This is a genomic window from Oceanobacillus kapialis, assembly GCF_044790185.1.
Classification (GTDB): Bacteria; Bacillota; Bacilli; order Bacillales; family Amphibacillaceae; genus Oceanobacillus_B; species Oceanobacillus_B kapialis.
Genome location: NZ_CP085256.1, coordinates 2,859,781 through 2,873,903, shown reverse-complemented (window position 1 = coordinate 2,873,903; position 14,123 = coordinate 2,859,781). Strand labels below are relative to the sequence as shown.

The window sequence follows — 14,123 nt, the reverse complement described above, 5'->3', positions numbered from 1 at the left end:
TCAAGGCATAATAAAAATAGCAATCTCACCTATGAAAAGGGAGATTGCTATTTTTATTTTTTTAAACAATCCAAGAAAGTATATCCCAACACAATCCCAGCAACGGTTTCGATAGTAGGCGTGCCTTCCATAAATATGATGGGGATTTTCATGTAGTCTAGTGGAATAGATAAATAAGGGGAAATCGATAATGCTATTACAAATAAAGCCGGAATCGCTATCGCAATAAATTTCACCCAATCGAATGTCCATTGTTTATGCTGCTTAATCTCCATGATCAATTTTGGTATTCTTAGAAGGATTCCGATAACGATCGGGAATATGATGCCAAATAGTACGAGAGGCATTATCTCAAAGTTCATGCTGGCTGTTTCTTCTAACTGAACCTGAAACTTAATTCCTAAATTCAGTATAAACCCAATAACAATCGTACAACCGAAATAGTAAAGAAACCTTTTAATAAAACCGTCCCCCTGAGGATAAGTATTACTATTTATACGTTAAGAACCGCAAAAACGTTTCATCTGTTTGGCGGTTTTAAAAAGGGCGATCAATTAAATGATCGCCTCTTTTCGGCCTTACGTCTGTCTTATCATAGCTAGGAAAATAACCCTCAAGTAATCCTGTTACTGGATATTAACGCCCTCAGGCCAGTGCAGGTCATGCTCCTCAACAGATGTAATTTCATTTTCTCCATCAACAAACACAACTCTTGGCTTCAATGTCTCAATCTCTTCATCTGTCATTTGCGCCATACTAAGAATGATGACGATGTCTCCTGGGGAAAATAAATGTGCAGGAGGTCCATTTAAACAAATTCTTTTTGACCCTTCAGGTGCAGGAATGGCGTATGTTTTCCATCTAGCGGCATTTTTCAAATTTGTGATTTGTACCATTTCATATGGCTTAATATCTGCTTCCCTCATAAGTTTATAATCAATCGTGATACTACCAACATAATCAAGCTCTGCTTCTGTTACAGTCGCTCTATGTATTTTTCCTTTACACATTAATCGTTGCATGGATGATTCCTCCTTAATTTGTCTCTCTATTTAGAGTATTACATCTACCATTAAGGTGCAATGTTTTCACGAAATTTTCGCATAATACCCAGAGATAGACATGTAATTATTTTATAATTCAGAACAATTTAGGTATACTAAAAGCATGATAACTTCAGGGAACGTAACGTTTTTTATTATTGGGGGAGGGGACAAAACCAATGAAAGTCTTTTTAACATTTGGTATAGGTTTTATAATGGGGATTTTTATAACGCCCCTTTTGCTTGAGTGGTTAGGCTTACCTTCTTTTGGGAATTTGCTGACGTCGATTCTCGGAGAACCGACCCCTGTTAAAAACTTCTTTGTCCTTACGTTTGGTGTTATGTTGCTTATTTTCACAGGACGCTGGTTATATAAGCAGGCTAAAGAAGAAAGGGTATAAAAAGAAGAGGGCGCCTCGTGCTTCCCTCTCCTTTTACTAGTCTAATAGATTCGTTAAAAACCCATCGCTGTTTGTACGGTCGAAGAAATAATCGATCCCATAATAAGAAGCAACCCCCATAATAATTGTCCAGATGACAATGCTGATGACCATCCAGAAGGTAATTTGTTTCTTGGTTCCGCCAAAGCTCATTGCAAGTACGGCACCTAAATGGCTTCCTGTGATAAATGGCGCGACTAGGGCAAGTCCGGGAAGTCCGTATTTCTTCCACACAAAAGCCGCTCGTTGTTGCTTTTTCTCCGAATTGTTCTTCCCTTTTTTCTCCTTCCGCCTTTCCAGCCAACGCTTTGTCTGTTCAGTTAAAGCAATTAGCAGTAGAATGGTCGCGATGTTCCCGGCAAATGCAGCAAGCGCGACCGGAATTGCTTGTAATCCTGCCGCGATACCGATCGGGATGACGGCGACCACTTCAAAAAATGGCGTTGCGCCCAGTAAGAAAACAACAAAATATGCTAAATATGTATTCATTTTGTGGATTCCCCCCAGTGTACAAATTTACCTTTTACTATTCTACTAGAAAACTTGATCGAAAGGAGACTAATTCACTTTTAAACAAACTTGTTCTCTTTAAATTTAAGAAATAACGTTAGATAACCAAGTAAAGATGCTCCAATAAACAGTACATGGTATCCTGTTAGATCTGCAATTACCCCTGAAAAAATGGATCCTATTGCCTGGCCAAGCGCGAGCGTTAAGAAAGGTATTCCTAGACCAAATGATGGATTTGTTTTAAATACAGTAATTCCCCAAACAATTAAGACAGCTGTCATAAAAATATAGGAGCTTCCAAAAAGAGCAGGGGATAGAAATCCTGAAAGAAAATTACCTGGATAGAGTCCTAGAATAAGAGAGGAAGTGGAAAGTGCACTTACAGATAGCAAATAAGCTCGCGTTAATCCGAATTTATCAATAAAGGCGCCTGCAGTACCTCCCAGTAAGCCGAAAATGCCGATAATCACCCACAGCCAGTCTTTAAAGTATCCAGGCATACTCTCCAATTCTACCAAAAAGTCTCTGGAAAATGTCCAATAGGCAGAACAAGCTACTCCGATAAAGAAGGAGGCTATTACAAGTGGCGTTGCACGTCTCCATTCCTTTTTAGAAAAACGAACGGTGCTAATCTTTTCAACAGGCTGTTTCTTGGGAAGTACGAGGTAGTTTCCAAGCAATACGAAAATAGCAATTACCATGAAAATTACATATGTTTCTCGCCAGCTATCTGCCATCACCAAAGCAATTACACCAGTGGAAGCTGTGCCAATACTAGTACCTGAATTGATCCATGAATTTGTCTTGTTTTGTAACTGTGTTTCGATATTTTTGCTTACAATATCTGCATAAGGTGGAGAGGAGTATCCTGTACTCATCCCGGCAAGAAATACTCCTAAACCAAGTATGAGCGGGTTAGGCGAAATAGCTATAATGCCCAAACCGATAATGGAGGAAAAGCCAGCAATAACGAGAATCGATTTTGGCGTAATCTTATTGGAAAAAACCATTGCCAGAACTATCGCAATACAGTACGCGACATAGGATAAAGATGAAACAAGACCGCTAGTGGTGGGTTCCATATTCATCGTCTCGTTAATCGAGGGAATCATTAAGCCAAAACTAAAACGTGATAAACCATACGTTACAGCAATCATTGGCAGTCCGACTAACATTAACTTTTTTGCGTTCATCATACCACTCCTTATATATAACGTTCATTATAATAAAAGGTAGAAATAAACGGATAGCATGGGACGACACTATCCGTTTCTACTCATTAACCCGAAGATTACCCACTAAATCCTTAACGGTATTTCGAACATCTTCTATCGCTAGTACTTGCACCATTGAGGTGGAGCCTTCTATGATAATAAATATTTGTTTGCCGAGCGATGCAGGTGCATGAATATGCTGCAAATCCCCTTCAATTTTATTTAAAAGTGTTTTTTTGTGTTCTTTAACAATGGTAGATATTTCTTCATTGATACCTTCGTATTCTTGCATTGCTCTAAGAAATAAACAACCATTCGAACCGTTCAGATCCATCCAATTGATATGGGCATTCACAAGCGTATCAACATAGACATGTACGCCACTTTCTTTATTAATTTCATCCTCTAAATATTGAAAATAACGAGCTTCTCTCCGAATTAATATTTCGCTAATTAAGGCTTCCTTTGACTTAAAATGGTAATACATCGTCATAGGAGCGACACCAGCTTGATCCAAAATACTTTTCACCCCAATTGCATGAAAACCGTGCTGATAAAAAAGGTCCTCAGCTGTATTTAAAATGGCTTCTTTTTTGGGTGACTTTTTCATACAGTAGCCTCCTTTTTTATATTGAACGATCATTATATAGAATAACATTTCAAAAGTTGTTTTACAAAGAAAACATAAGTCTTGTCTAAAATGTTACAGTTCAACAAATCTTAACAAAAAACCTCACAAAAATGCTTGAATATCATGCCCTGAAACAATACGATTAAACGAGATAGAAGTCGTAAGTGATGATACATCACAAACTCTAACGAATAAAAACGTAGCAATTTAGATAGAACGAGGTGTAAGGATGAGCATGCGTGAAAAAGCGGTACAACCCGCATCAAAGGAAAGAAAAAGTAAACAAAATAAAGCCAATTTATACAAAACCGTATGGAGATGGCATTTTTATGCGGGAATCATTATTGCCCCGTTCCTATTGATTCTAGCGGTGACTGGTAGTATCTACCTGTTCAAACCCCAAATCGAGAATGTTATCTATGCAGATTACTATGATGTCACACCACAGGATGAGAGACTTGCAGATTCTGAGATTCTAGAAACAGTAAGGGATGACTATCCGGGCGCCACGGTGACTAATTTTCGACCAGGGGAAGATGACACACGTTCCAGTGAGGTTGGACTTTCCTATGAGGGGGAATCGTTAACCGTTTTTGTTAATCCCTATACAGGTGATCAGCTCGGGGAGTTGAACGCAGAAGATCGCATCATGGATAAAATTGAGGAATTCCACGGCGAGTTGATGGCAGGTACACTGGGAGACCGGATTGTGGAATTAGCTGCCTCGTGGGGCGTGGTCCTTATCATAACGGGGATTTTTCTCTGGTTTCCGAGGAAGCGAAAAGGCCTTGCAGGTGTCCTGTATCCACGTTTTCATAAAGGGGAAATGACGCTAAGACGGGACTTGCATGCTGTCCCGGCGTTCTGGATAGCTGCAGGCATGCTCTTTTTAATCATGACGGGCTTGCCGTGGTCAGGTTTTTGGGGGACTAATTTCCAGACGATCACGACGAACGCAGGTGTCGGGTATCCACCATCTGTTTGGGTAGGAGACGCCCCTAGTTCTGGTGTGGAAACACAAGAAATTGCCGATGTGCCATGGGCTGCCGAGACATTGGATGTACCAAAATCCGATATACAGGGCTTGGTTCCTGTTTCAATTGATGATATTACAGCGACTGCCGAGCGGGAAGGTGTTCACCCGAGTTATACAGTTATTTTTCCAAGTAGCGAAGATGGGGTATTTACCTTGTCCGCTTTTCCACCAAAGGCAAAAGATGAAATTACGATGCACTTGGATCAATACTCGGGCGCTGTGCTGGCAGATTATCGCTATGATAATTATGAGCCGATTGGCAAGCTGGTTGCATGGGGCATTACCTTGCATAAAGGGACAGAGTTCGGGTTTATCAATCAGCTAATCAGCCTGACAATTTGCCTTGGCATCATTCTCATTGTGTTGAGTGGCTTTTATTTATGGTGGAAGAGAAAACCAAAGCACGGCACGGGAGCACCAAAATCTGCTGGGATCTTCAATATGAAACTCTTTTTAGTCGTTTTGATTGCTTTAGGCATCATTTTCCCATTGGTTGGATTGTCGATCATTTTTATTTTACTCATAGATATACTACTTATAAAACGGATTCCGGCATTGCAGCAGTTTTTTAATGCTTAAGGAGGGGACTGCACCATGAAAAAAGGATTAATGCGTATAGTTTTAATTGGGGTTGGTCTCATGCTTGGCGGATGCTCCTTGAATGCGAATGTCGAGAGTTTGTATAAGGAGGAAACGCCTTTACAGGCCGCTATTCAAATTCCCGAAAATTTCACAGATAATCAAGAGGAATCAATCGTTATTACGCTTGAACAGGACGGGGAAACAGTGGAAGATCCAAGCTTTGTTCATGCAGAAATTTGGAAACAGGATGGTTCTTTATCCTATCCAATGGAAGAGGTAGAACAAGGACCAGGCGGTAAGTTTTCCGTAAAAAAGGCTTTTGACGAGGATGGTTTGTATAGTATTAAGGTTCATGCCGCACAGGGCGATTCCGAAATTACGCCGCAAAAGCAGTTTATTGTAGGAGAACTCTCTGACGAAGAGCTTGAGATCTTGCAGGAGGATGTGCCAGCGCAAGAAGCCGAGCATGAGCATCATCATTAAGTAGTAGTGTGAGAGCTACCGCGTGGTCGGAGAGACTATGCGGTAGCTTCTTCTATTGGAGGCAAGCCCGTCTGTAATTACCTCACAGGCAGATCATAAAAAAACGAATTAGGATAACCTTGGAAATTGGTGTTGTTTTCTGTCTAGTTTTGTAGGTATAATAGAGGAGAGTTTTTTGAAATGACAGGAAAATAGTAATTACTATAAAGATAGGGTTAGAGAAGGGGTACGAGAATGAGAAGGTCTGAACGTAAAAAGCCAAGGAGACTTTGGCTAAAAATACCATTAATCGTCATTTTGTTGTTAGTAATAGGTGTAGGAGTTTATGCTTTTAGCCTTTATAATGATGCAAAGAATACCGTAAACGAAAAGATGAATGAACCAGTTGATTCGATTGACACTGCTGTGACGAAGAAAAAAGTACAGGACTTGGAGCCACTAAACATCCTACTAATGGGTGTTGATGCAAGAGGAGCGGACAGGGGACGTTCTGATGCTTTGATGGTTTTGTCACTTGACCCTGGCTCGGATCGTATGCAGTTAATTAGTATTCCAAGGGATACGCGTACAACCATTGTCGGTCGAGGCACACAAGATAAAATAAATCATGCGTATGCTTTTGGTGGGCCGGACATGTCTGTCGCGACGGTAGAAAACTTCCTTGATATTGAGCTGGATTACTATGTCCGCATGAATATGGAAGGACTAGCAGAACTTGTTGATGAACTAGGTACCATTACGGTGAACAATGAACTTACCTGGAATGATGGAACCTATAACTTTACACCAGGTCCTGTTGAAATGGATGGCGATAAGACGATGGCATTCGTCCGGATGAGAAAGCAGGATAATTCCGGGGACTTCGGTCGTACGAAGCGTCAGCGCCAGGTTATTGAGGGGATTGTAGATAGAGGGGCATCTGTTGGTTCCGTGAGCAAAATAGGCGGTGTCCTAGATGTGCTAGGAAACAATATGGCAACAAACCTTGATTTTGAAGATATGAAGAACCTATTTTCCAATTACCGCAACGTACGAAATAATGTAGATACGTACATGGTACAAGGGAGTGGACAAACCATCGATGGCATTTATTATTACATGGTGCCAGATGAAGAAGTACAAAAAGTTCATTCGATGATTGCGGATATTAAGTCGTAAAAATGGCTTATAGGCACGAACTTCCGCGTTATACTTTAACCAATTTAAAAACTGTACGTTCCTTAAGGGGAGCGTGCAGTTTTTTTATGCAGCTAATTAGAAGGATAAAGCGATAGCGTGTTGAATATAGTTATAAACATTTTTACAAAGAAGCGTTTGGATTCGTTTTTTGGTGAAATAAGAAAGTATAAATATTTGCTGTATAATGTTCTTAGACAGAAACAGCCACGTCCAGCTCCAGCACCCAGAGACTAGCGAGACTTCCCTCACCTCCGTACGATAAGTCAACATCAGCTCCCTACGATCGCCGTGTTTCCTTTATCTCCTGCGGTTCAGTCCAGTCCGTACGTCTCTAAACGGGCGCTTGCGCTTTTGTTCTGTGAAGTAAAGAATGAAAAATTAACTTAAAATGAGGGATTCAATTGGCCGGGATTAAAATTAAGGAAAACGTTCATTCAGATAAAGATTTAGTCAAAAGTCATCATCACAGCATTCACCAAATTCTTTACGTACTAGAAAGTAAGGGAAAGTTCATTTTTAACAATCAAGCACACCCTTTTAAAAAGGATCATGTAGCGATCATCCCACCTTTTGCTGAACATGCTATCGTAGCTGAAGAAAAGATGACCGTTCTTGTGTTGGAATTTGATATCAATCAACTTGACATAGGGATGCAACAAGCCTTTCGTGAAAAAGAAAATTTCTCTAAAACATGCATTCTTGAGCTAAGTTTGTTTGATGCTGTTCACGTCAGGCAGCTTCTACGGCGAATGCTTTATGAGCAATCAAGGGTGGCTAACTATCAGTTCCTGGCCACTAAAATATTTCTTTCTGAATTAATGCTTACTCTGTTAAGGGCAACGCGTGATGAAACTATAACAAACGCGAATAGCTTACGCGCAGAGCGATTACGTAAATACATAAATGAAAATTACTTTGAAATAACTGATGCTGGAGACATTTCACAAAGACTGGGAATTAGCGCCCGCCATGTGAATACCATTTTTAAAGAGAGTTACCAAACCACTCCAATGAAATATTTAAATGAAGTTCGTATGGAGACGGCAAAAAAATTGCTTATGGAAACGGATAAAGATATTACCTCCATTTGTTTTGAAGTAGGATTTGAATCCCTATCAACTTTTTATAGAAGGTTTAAAGAATATATGAATATTTCTCCACATAAATTTCGGGTGAATAGTCATTATACAACTACAAAAAAATAGGTGAGTATTAAAGGTTTTGATTTTTTAATTGATTTCCGAAATTGAGAATTCAATTCTTTCTTTAGTAAGACGTCCTCTAATCAAAGCTCTATGATAAGGATAGGAAGAATATAAAGGAGGAATTGGGATGGAGATACAGCATATTGGGATTATTATGAACGGCGTAACGGGGCGCATGGGTACCAATCAACACTTGATTCGTTCGATTGTGGCGATTAGGGAGCAGGGAGGAATCGAGCTAGCCAATGGGAACGTTGTGATGCCAGATCCAATCCTTGTGGGAAGACGCGAAACCAGGTTGGAAGAGTTGGCGACCATGCATGGCCTATCGCGTTGGACTACAGATCTTGAGGAGGCACTAGCTGACGATTACAATCTAATATACTTTGATTCTCAGACAACGGTGAGGAGAGCGGAAGGCATCCGGAAAGCGATTGCAGCTGGTAAACATATTTATTGTGAAAAACCAACCGCTACGAACCTGGAAGAAGCTATCAAACTTTCAGAACTAGCAACAGAAGCTGGGCTGAAAAATGGGGTTGTGCAGGATAAATTGTATTTGCCTGGTTTAATGAAGCTGAAGCGCCTTATTGACTCTGGTTTTTTCGGTGAAATATTAAGCGTACGCATGGAATTTGGTTATTGGGTATTTGAAGGGGATTGGCAGGAAGGTCAGCGTCCATCGTGGAATTATCGCAAAGAAGATGGCGGGGGAATTATTGTCGATATGTTCCCGCACTGGAGTTACGTCATCCAACATCTTTTCGGTACAATTCGTTCGGTATCATGTTTAGGTGCTACACATATCCCGAAAAGACTTGATGAAAAGGGAGAAGTTTATCAAGCTACTGCGGATGATGCAGCATACGGAACCTTTGAATTAGATAACGGTATCATTGTTCAGGCGAATTCTTCATGGGCGGTTCGAGTTAACCGTGATGATTTGCTTACAGTGCAGGTTGATGGCACAGAAGGTAGCGCTGTTGCAGGGCTTCGGGACTGTAAAGTACAGCATCGAGTGAATACGCCAAAAGCTGTGTGGAACCCGGACATCCCCAACCCGTTTGACTTTCAGGAGGATTGGCTTGAAGTTCCTGAGAATCAAGTGTTTGATAATGCGTTTAAAGTGCAATGGGAAATGTTCCTTAAACATGTGGTTGCAGACGAGCCATACGATCTGGATCTGATGGAAGGTGCAAAAGGCATACAGCTTGCAGAAATTGCACTCCAATCTTGGAAGGAAAGACGCTGGGTAGATGTTCCAAAGGTTAAAGACAAGGTGAATGTATAGGAGGGCCACTATGAATAACTCAATCCTATTACCAGATCAATCCGGAAAATTGTATACGCATACATTGAAACCCGGGAATGAATTTGAACTCCCGAAGAAGCAATTTGAAAAACGCATTGCAATATCGGCGGCGCACGTTGTCGCAGACCCATTAAGTACCACTGAACCAATTCATGACAGTAAAATAGATTGGGAGGAAACATTAGCATACCGGCGCTACCTCTGGTCGTTGGGACTAGGTGTGGCAGAGGCGATGGATACTTCGCAAAGAGGAATGGGATTAAGTTGGGAAACAGCGAAAGAATTGATCAGCCGTTCTGTAAAAGAAGCAAAGACCGTCGATGGGAAAATCGCATGTGGGGCTGGGACGGATCATTTACAGCCTAGCCCGCAGGTGACCATCCAAGATGTGGAAATGGCTTATGAAGAGCAATGTGAGTACGTAGAACAAGCGGGAGGGCGGATTATTTTAATGGCAAGCAGAGCTTTAGCTGCTTGTGCCACCTCTGCTGAGGACTATGTAAAGGTTTATAGCAATATTCTCCGTAAAGTTTCTGAACCTGTTATTCTCCACTGGCTTGGGGATATGTTTGACCCTGCTCTTAAAGGTTACTGGGGATCTGAAGATATTGACCAGGCAATGGAAGTCTGCTTACGTATCATTAAAGAAAATGAAAAGAAAGTAGACGGAATTAAGATCTCTCTGCTTGATGATCAACGGGAAATACAGATGAGGGCATTGCTTCCCGAAAGTGTAAAAATGTATACGGGGGATGATTTTAATTATCCTGAACTGATTAAGGGGGATCAAGATGGTTATAGCCATGCGCTTTTAGGAATATTTGATGCCATCGCCCCTGCTGCTGCAAGTGCCATGCACGCATTGGATGAAGGAGATCTTTCCGCATATGATGCGATATTAGAAAAAACGGTACCACTCTCCCGTCATATTTTCCAAACACCTACTTATGCTTATAAAACAGGGGTTGTCTTTATGGCATATTTAAATGGCCATCAGTCCCATTTTAAAATGGTTGGGGGTGCGGAAAGCCAGCGTTCAATTGTCCATCTGGCTGATTTATTTGTTATGGCAGGGGAGGCTGGTTTACTCCAAGATACGGAACTTGCAACATATCGGATGAAATTAACGTTAATGCAGGCTGGAATAACGCAACATGATATTACCATACCAACTGTGTAAGCCTTCTAGGCTTCGAATGTAAAGGGGTGAATGATATGGGGAGTAATAGAGAGTTTTTAAGCCGAATGAGTTTAAATCAAATAACAACAGAACAGTTAAATCTTGAAGAGGCAGTAAAAGCTTGTACAAAAGCTGAAGTGCCTTGGATTTCCTTGTGGCGACATAAAATAGAAGAGATTGGCCTCCAACAAAGTAAAAGATTATTGAAGGATGCTGGCCTGCAAGTTTCCAGTTTATGCAGGGGTGGAATGTTTCCTGCTTCCACCAAGGAATTACGGCAGAAAAATCTAGACGAGAACCGAAGAGCCGTAGAAGAAGCTGCTGAATTAGGGACAGATGTGTTAGTACTCGTCTGTGGCTCAAGCCTTGAGCATGATATTGCAGCCTGCCGAGAATGGGTAAATGAAGGCATTGAGGAGCTTGTACCTTATGCAGCCTCTCATGGTGTGAAATTAGGAATCGAACCGCTTCATCCGATGTATGCTGCTGATCGTTCCGTTGTTGTAACGTTAGGAGAAGCATTGACCATTGCGGAAAAATACCCAGCAGATAAGGTAGGGGTAGTCGTTGATGTGTTCCACGTATGGTGGGATTCCGAGTTGTATAAACAAATTGCACGAGCTGAAGGACGCATTTTAGGCTTTCACGTATCAGATTGGAATGTCCCAATAACAGACACGTTTAAGGCCCGTAAGTTGATGGGGGACGGTGTGATTGATATTCCGCGAATTAGAAAAGCAGTAGAAGAAGCTGGATATCATGGTCCAATTGAAGTAGAGATTATGAACCAGGATCTCTGGGATCTCTCAGGAGATGAAGTTTTAGCAACAATCAAAGACCGCTTTGTTCACTATGTCTAAATACGTTTCTAGGAAAATGAGAATGGCTTAAGCTATTCTCTTTCCTGCGTTTTCATACAGCTACATAATGAATGAAGGGAGGTTACCTGGCCCACATGCAAATTACGAGTAAGCTTGGCCAAGAAATCATTCGGAAAGTGGCGAAGTATACCGAATTAGATATAAACATTATGAATATGGAAGGGCAGATCGTTGCGAGTACAGATAGAAAGAGAGTTGGGGAGCTTCATACAGGGGCAGTAGAAGTGCTGTGTACCCATGAAGAACTTATTATCGGGGATAAAGAGCTAAGTAGATACCCTGGTACAAAACAGGGGGTTAATCTACCTATCAATCATAAGGATAAAGTAGTAGGGGGAGTGGGAGTGAGCGGGGAGCCCTCGGTTATTTATAAATTTACGGGTTTGATTCGAACAGCAGTGGAAGTTGTGTTGGAGCAAATTCACATTGAAAGGCAGGGCCATTATCAACAAAGACAATGGAATTATTGGCTACACCAATTGCTTCATCCAAGTGGCTTTAATCAAGAAAAACTGGAAGAGGATGCAAGCTATTCGTTGCAGATCGATTACCGTGCGGATTGGAGAACAGCAGTCCTATTTGGGAAGATTGAACAGGACGTTGTGGATGCAATACGAAGAGAATTAGAAAGTATGCAGTTGGACACATTGTTTATTCTCCCCTTTTTGGAAAGTGAAATTGTAATTGCTGTCCCTGGGGAGTTTAAGAGACTTGAAACCTTATGTGAAAAACTAGTGAGAATAAGTGGGGAGTATACGCGTCTTGGAGTAGGGGAGGTAGGTTACGGGCTTGTTGGCATACGTAATTCGTATGTACAAGCAAAACATGCGCTTGCCTTTTCAGACAGGAAAGACAAGATTTCCCTTAGCTGGGATTGGGTGATGGAGAGGTTAACATTAGCCATCGATCCGGAGCAATACATGCTAGTATCCTCCACCTATGAAAATAAGATTCGGAATCTTGAGAGTACTTATTTAGAAACAGTAGATGCATTTTTAAATAATAACCTTTCTATCAAGAAAACTGCAGCTTCATTGCATATCCATCGTAATACCCTTTTGTATCGATTGGACAAGGTATACCAAAAGACAGGCTTGGATCCAAGAATATTTAATGATGCATGCATTCTGAGAATCGTACGAACCAAACAAATTTGTGCAATGAAACAAATAAATTGATTAAATAGTTTGTATTTTTGTTCAATTTGATAATTGTAAACGCTATCATAATGTAGTTAAATGATATGTAAATGAAAAAGGAGTTTACTATGGATATCATACTTGCACCAGATTCATACAAAGGTAGTTTAACAGCGATGGAAGTAGCCAAAACAATGGAAAAAGCTATCTTAGACCTCGACCGTAGCCACCGGATTATTCTCAAACCAATGGCGGACGGTGGGGAGGGGACGAGTGACGCGATCTTGGCGTCTGTAACAGGCAAAAAAATGGAGGTCGACTGTACAGGGCCTTTAGGAGACAGAATAACAAGCTACTATGTCCTGTTAGAGTCGAAAGAAGCTGTCATTGAACTAGCGAATATAGCAGGACTCATACAGGTTCCATTGGAAAAACGAAACCCCGATTTTACGACAACCTATGGAGTTGGGGAAGTAATACTTGATGCACTAGATAAAGGAGCTACATCCATTATTTTAGGGATCGGGGGGAGTGCCACAAATGATGGTGGCTTAGGAATGCTGCTCGCGTTAGGAATGGAAGCGTGGGACGCTGAAGGGAATAAACTAACCGGCTTTGGAAAAGATTTGTGCAACATCCACAGTATTCGGCTTGATAAACTCGATAAAAGAATCCGCAAGCTGGATATTAAAGTTGCATGTGATGTTAAGAATCCACTTAGTGGAGATAATGGGGCAAGTGTTGTGTACGGACCACAAAAAGGTGCGAGTAAGGATCAGATTGCCAGATTCGACCAAAGTTTAACACTATATGCAGATAAACTAGAGGATTTAGTCGGGAAATCAATGAGGGATGAACCTGGAGCAGGAGCGGCAGGCGGAATAGGGTTCGCCTTGCTCGCGATTGGTGCCAAACTCGTCTCAGGTGCAGAGCTAATTGCAAGCACGATGCATTTAGAAGAAGCCATTCAACACGCTGATCTAGTCATTACAGGGGAAGGCCAAAGTGATAACCAAACTTTGTTTGGCAAAGCTCCGGGTCATGTTGCCTTTCTAGCCAAAAAACATCATGTTACAGCTATTCTGCTTTCTGGCAGTTTAATAGGGGATTTACATGCATTAAGGGAAAGATTTTCAGGTTGCTTCTCAATTATTACGAAGCCATTAACGCTAGAAGAGGCGATGGATGAAGCTGAGCATCTCTTATATGAACAGACAAAACAGATTATTCACTTTGCTTCAAGTCAATCCAATGCTTATCGGAAGACACTTTTAAAATAAATTATAAG

At 41.2% G+C, this 14,123-nt stretch carries 15 protein-coding genes; 10 read left to right on the top strand and 5 right to left on the bottom strand.

The window, feature by feature from the left end:
* Window positions 1-53 precede the first annotated feature (53 nt).
* Window positions 54-362 carry a hypothetical protein gene (locus tag LG273_RS14910; RefSeq protein ID WP_404454952.1) on the bottom strand — a complete coding sequence of 103 codons (309 nt, stop codon included), beginning with the start codon at window positions 360-362 and terminating at the stop codon, window positions 54-56.
* 264 nt (window positions 363-626) lie between these two features.
* The gene (gene panD, locus LG273_RS14905; RefSeq protein WP_404454950.1) at window positions 627-1,022 is read right to left on the bottom strand and encodes an aspartate 1-decarboxylase; all 396 of its coding nucleotides are present in this window, start codon (window positions 1,020-1,022) and stop codon (window positions 627-629) included.
* A 200-nt stretch (window positions 1,023-1,222) separates the two neighbouring features.
* Between panD and LG273_RS14900 the strand changes: the two genes are divergently transcribed.
* The gene (locus tag LG273_RS14900; RefSeq protein ID WP_404454947.1) at window positions 1,223-1,444 is read left to right on the top strand and encodes a hypothetical protein; all 222 of its coding nucleotides are present in this window, start codon (window positions 1,223-1,225) and stop codon (window positions 1,442-1,444) included.
* Between the two features lie 36 nt (window positions 1,445-1,480).
* On the opposite strand, the gene LG273_RS14895 is transcribed toward LG273_RS14900, so the two are convergent.
* The 3 genes from LG273_RS14895 to LG273_RS14885 form a co-directional block, all read right to left on the bottom strand.
* A complete protein-coding gene (locus LG273_RS14895) occupies window positions 1,481-1,972 on the bottom strand; it encodes a small multi-drug export protein (RefSeq protein ID WP_404454945.1) in 492 nt (163 codons plus the stop codon).
* A gap of 80 nt (window positions 1,973-2,052) precedes the next feature.
* Window positions 2,053-3,186, bottom strand: a complete 1,134-nt coding sequence (locus LG273_RS14890; RefSeq protein WP_404454942.1) for an MFS transporter — start codon at window positions 3,184-3,186, stop codon at window positions 2,053-2,055.
* A 79-nt stretch (window positions 3,187-3,265) separates the two neighbouring features.
* Complete coding sequence (locus tag LG273_RS14885; RefSeq protein ID WP_379562774.1) at window positions 3,266-3,817, bottom strand: TetR/AcrR family transcriptional regulator; 552 nt, start codon at window positions 3,815-3,817, stop codon at window positions 3,266-3,268.
* Window positions 3,818-4,067: 250 nt separating this feature from the next.
* Between LG273_RS14885 and LG273_RS14880 the strand changes: the two genes are divergently transcribed.
* From LG273_RS14880 to LG273_RS14840, 9 genes are all read left to right on the top strand, one after another.
* Complete coding sequence (locus LG273_RS14880; RefSeq protein WP_404454939.1) at window positions 4,068-5,453, top strand: PepSY-associated TM helix domain-containing protein; 1,386 nt, start codon at window positions 4,068-4,070, stop codon at window positions 5,451-5,453.
* 15 nt (window positions 5,454-5,468) lie between these two features.
* A complete protein-coding gene (locus tag LG273_RS14875) occupies window positions 5,469-5,939 on the top strand; it encodes a FixH family protein (RefSeq protein ID WP_404454936.1) in 471 nt (156 codons plus the stop codon).
* 234 nt (window positions 5,940-6,173) lie between these two features.
* Entirely contained in the window at window positions 6,174-7,097 is a 924-nt protein-coding gene (locus LG273_RS14870) for an LCP family protein (RefSeq protein WP_404454933.1), read from the top strand.
* A 422-nt stretch (window positions 7,098-7,519) separates the two neighbouring features.
* Complete coding sequence (locus LG273_RS14865) at window positions 7,520-8,323, top strand: helix-turn-helix domain-containing protein (protein ID WP_404454930.1); 804 nt, start codon at window positions 7,520-7,522, stop codon at window positions 8,321-8,323.
* 127 nt (window positions 8,324-8,450) lie between these two features.
* Window positions 8,451-9,614, top strand: coding sequence for a Gfo/Idh/MocA family protein (locus LG273_RS14860; RefSeq protein ID WP_404454927.1), 1,164 nt, complete (start codon window positions 8,451-8,453; stop codon window positions 9,612-9,614).
* A gap of 10 nt (window positions 9,615-9,624) precedes the next feature.
* Window positions 9,625-10,815, top strand: a complete 1,191-nt coding sequence (locus LG273_RS14855) for a dihydrodipicolinate synthase family protein (protein WP_404454924.1) — start codon at window positions 9,625-9,627, stop codon at window positions 10,813-10,815.
* Between the two features lie 35 nt (window positions 10,816-10,850).
* Entirely contained in the window at window positions 10,851-11,675 is an 825-nt protein-coding gene (locus LG273_RS14850) for a sugar phosphate isomerase/epimerase family protein (RefSeq protein WP_404454921.1), read from the top strand.
* A gap of 95 nt (window positions 11,676-11,770) precedes the next feature.
* Entirely contained in the window at window positions 11,771-12,874 is a 1,104-nt protein-coding gene (locus LG273_RS14845) for a sugar diacid recognition domain-containing protein (RefSeq protein ID WP_404454918.1), read from the top strand.
* A gap of 89 nt (window positions 12,875-12,963) precedes the next feature.
* Window positions 12,964-14,115 carry a glycerate kinase gene (locus tag LG273_RS14840; protein ID WP_379562757.1) on the top strand — a complete coding sequence of 384 codons (1,152 nt, stop codon included), beginning with the start codon at window positions 12,964-12,966 and terminating at the stop codon, window positions 14,113-14,115.
* Window positions 14,116-14,123: the final 8 nt, after the last annotated feature.

What these genes read in the sequence shown, in the direction of transcription:
- LG273_RS14875 (WP_404454936.1), top strand. Translation starts at nt 5,469, where the DNA reads ATGAAAAAAGGATTAATGCGTATAGTTTTAATTGGGGTTGGTCTCATG.
- LG273_RS14855 (WP_404454924.1), top strand. Translation starts at nt 9,625, where the DNA reads ATGAATAACTCAATCCTATTACCAGATCAATCCGGAAAATTGTATACG.
- LG273_RS14880 (WP_404454939.1), top strand. Translation starts at nt 4,068, where the DNA reads ATGAGCATGCGTGAAAAAGCGGTACAACCCGCATCAAAGGAAAGAAAA.
- LG273_RS14910 (WP_404454952.1), bottom strand. Translation starts at nt 362, where the DNA reads ATGAACTTTGAGATAATGCCTCTCGTACTATTTGGCATCATATTCCCG.
- LG273_RS14885 (WP_379562774.1), bottom strand. Translation starts at nt 3,817, where the DNA reads ATGAAAAAGTCACCCAAAAAAGAAGCCATTTTAAATACAGCTGAGGAC.
- LG273_RS14860 (WP_404454927.1), top strand. Translation starts at nt 8,451, where the DNA reads ATGGAGATACAGCATATTGGGATTATTATGAACGGCGTAACGGGGCGC.
- LG273_RS14900 (WP_404454947.1), top strand. Translation starts at nt 1,223, where the DNA reads ATGAAAGTCTTTTTAACATTTGGTATAGGTTTTATAATGGGGATTTTT.
- LG273_RS14895 (WP_404454945.1), bottom strand. Translation starts at nt 1,972, where the DNA reads ATGAATACATATTTAGCATATTTTGTTGTTTTCTTACTGGGCGCAACG.
- LG273_RS14845 (WP_404454918.1), top strand. Translation starts at nt 11,771, where the DNA reads ATGCAAATTACGAGTAAGCTTGGCCAAGAAATCATTCGGAAAGTGGCG.
- LG273_RS14890 (WP_404454942.1), bottom strand. Translation starts at nt 3,186, where the DNA reads ATGAACGCAAAAAAGTTAATGTTAGTCGGACTGCCAATGATTGCTGTA.
- LG273_RS14870 (WP_404454933.1), top strand. Translation starts at nt 6,174, where the DNA reads ATGAGAAGGTCTGAACGTAAAAAGCCAAGGAGACTTTGGCTAAAAATA.
- LG273_RS14850 (WP_404454921.1), top strand. Translation starts at nt 10,851, where the DNA reads ATGGGGAGTAATAGAGAGTTTTTAAGCCGAATGAGTTTAAATCAAATA.
- panD (WP_404454950.1), bottom strand. Translation starts at nt 1,022, where the DNA reads ATGCAACGATTAATGTGTAAAGGAAAAATACATAGAGCGACTGTAACA.
- LG273_RS14840 (WP_379562757.1), top strand. Translation starts at nt 12,964, where the DNA reads ATGGATATCATACTTGCACCAGATTCATACAAAGGTAGTTTAACAGCG.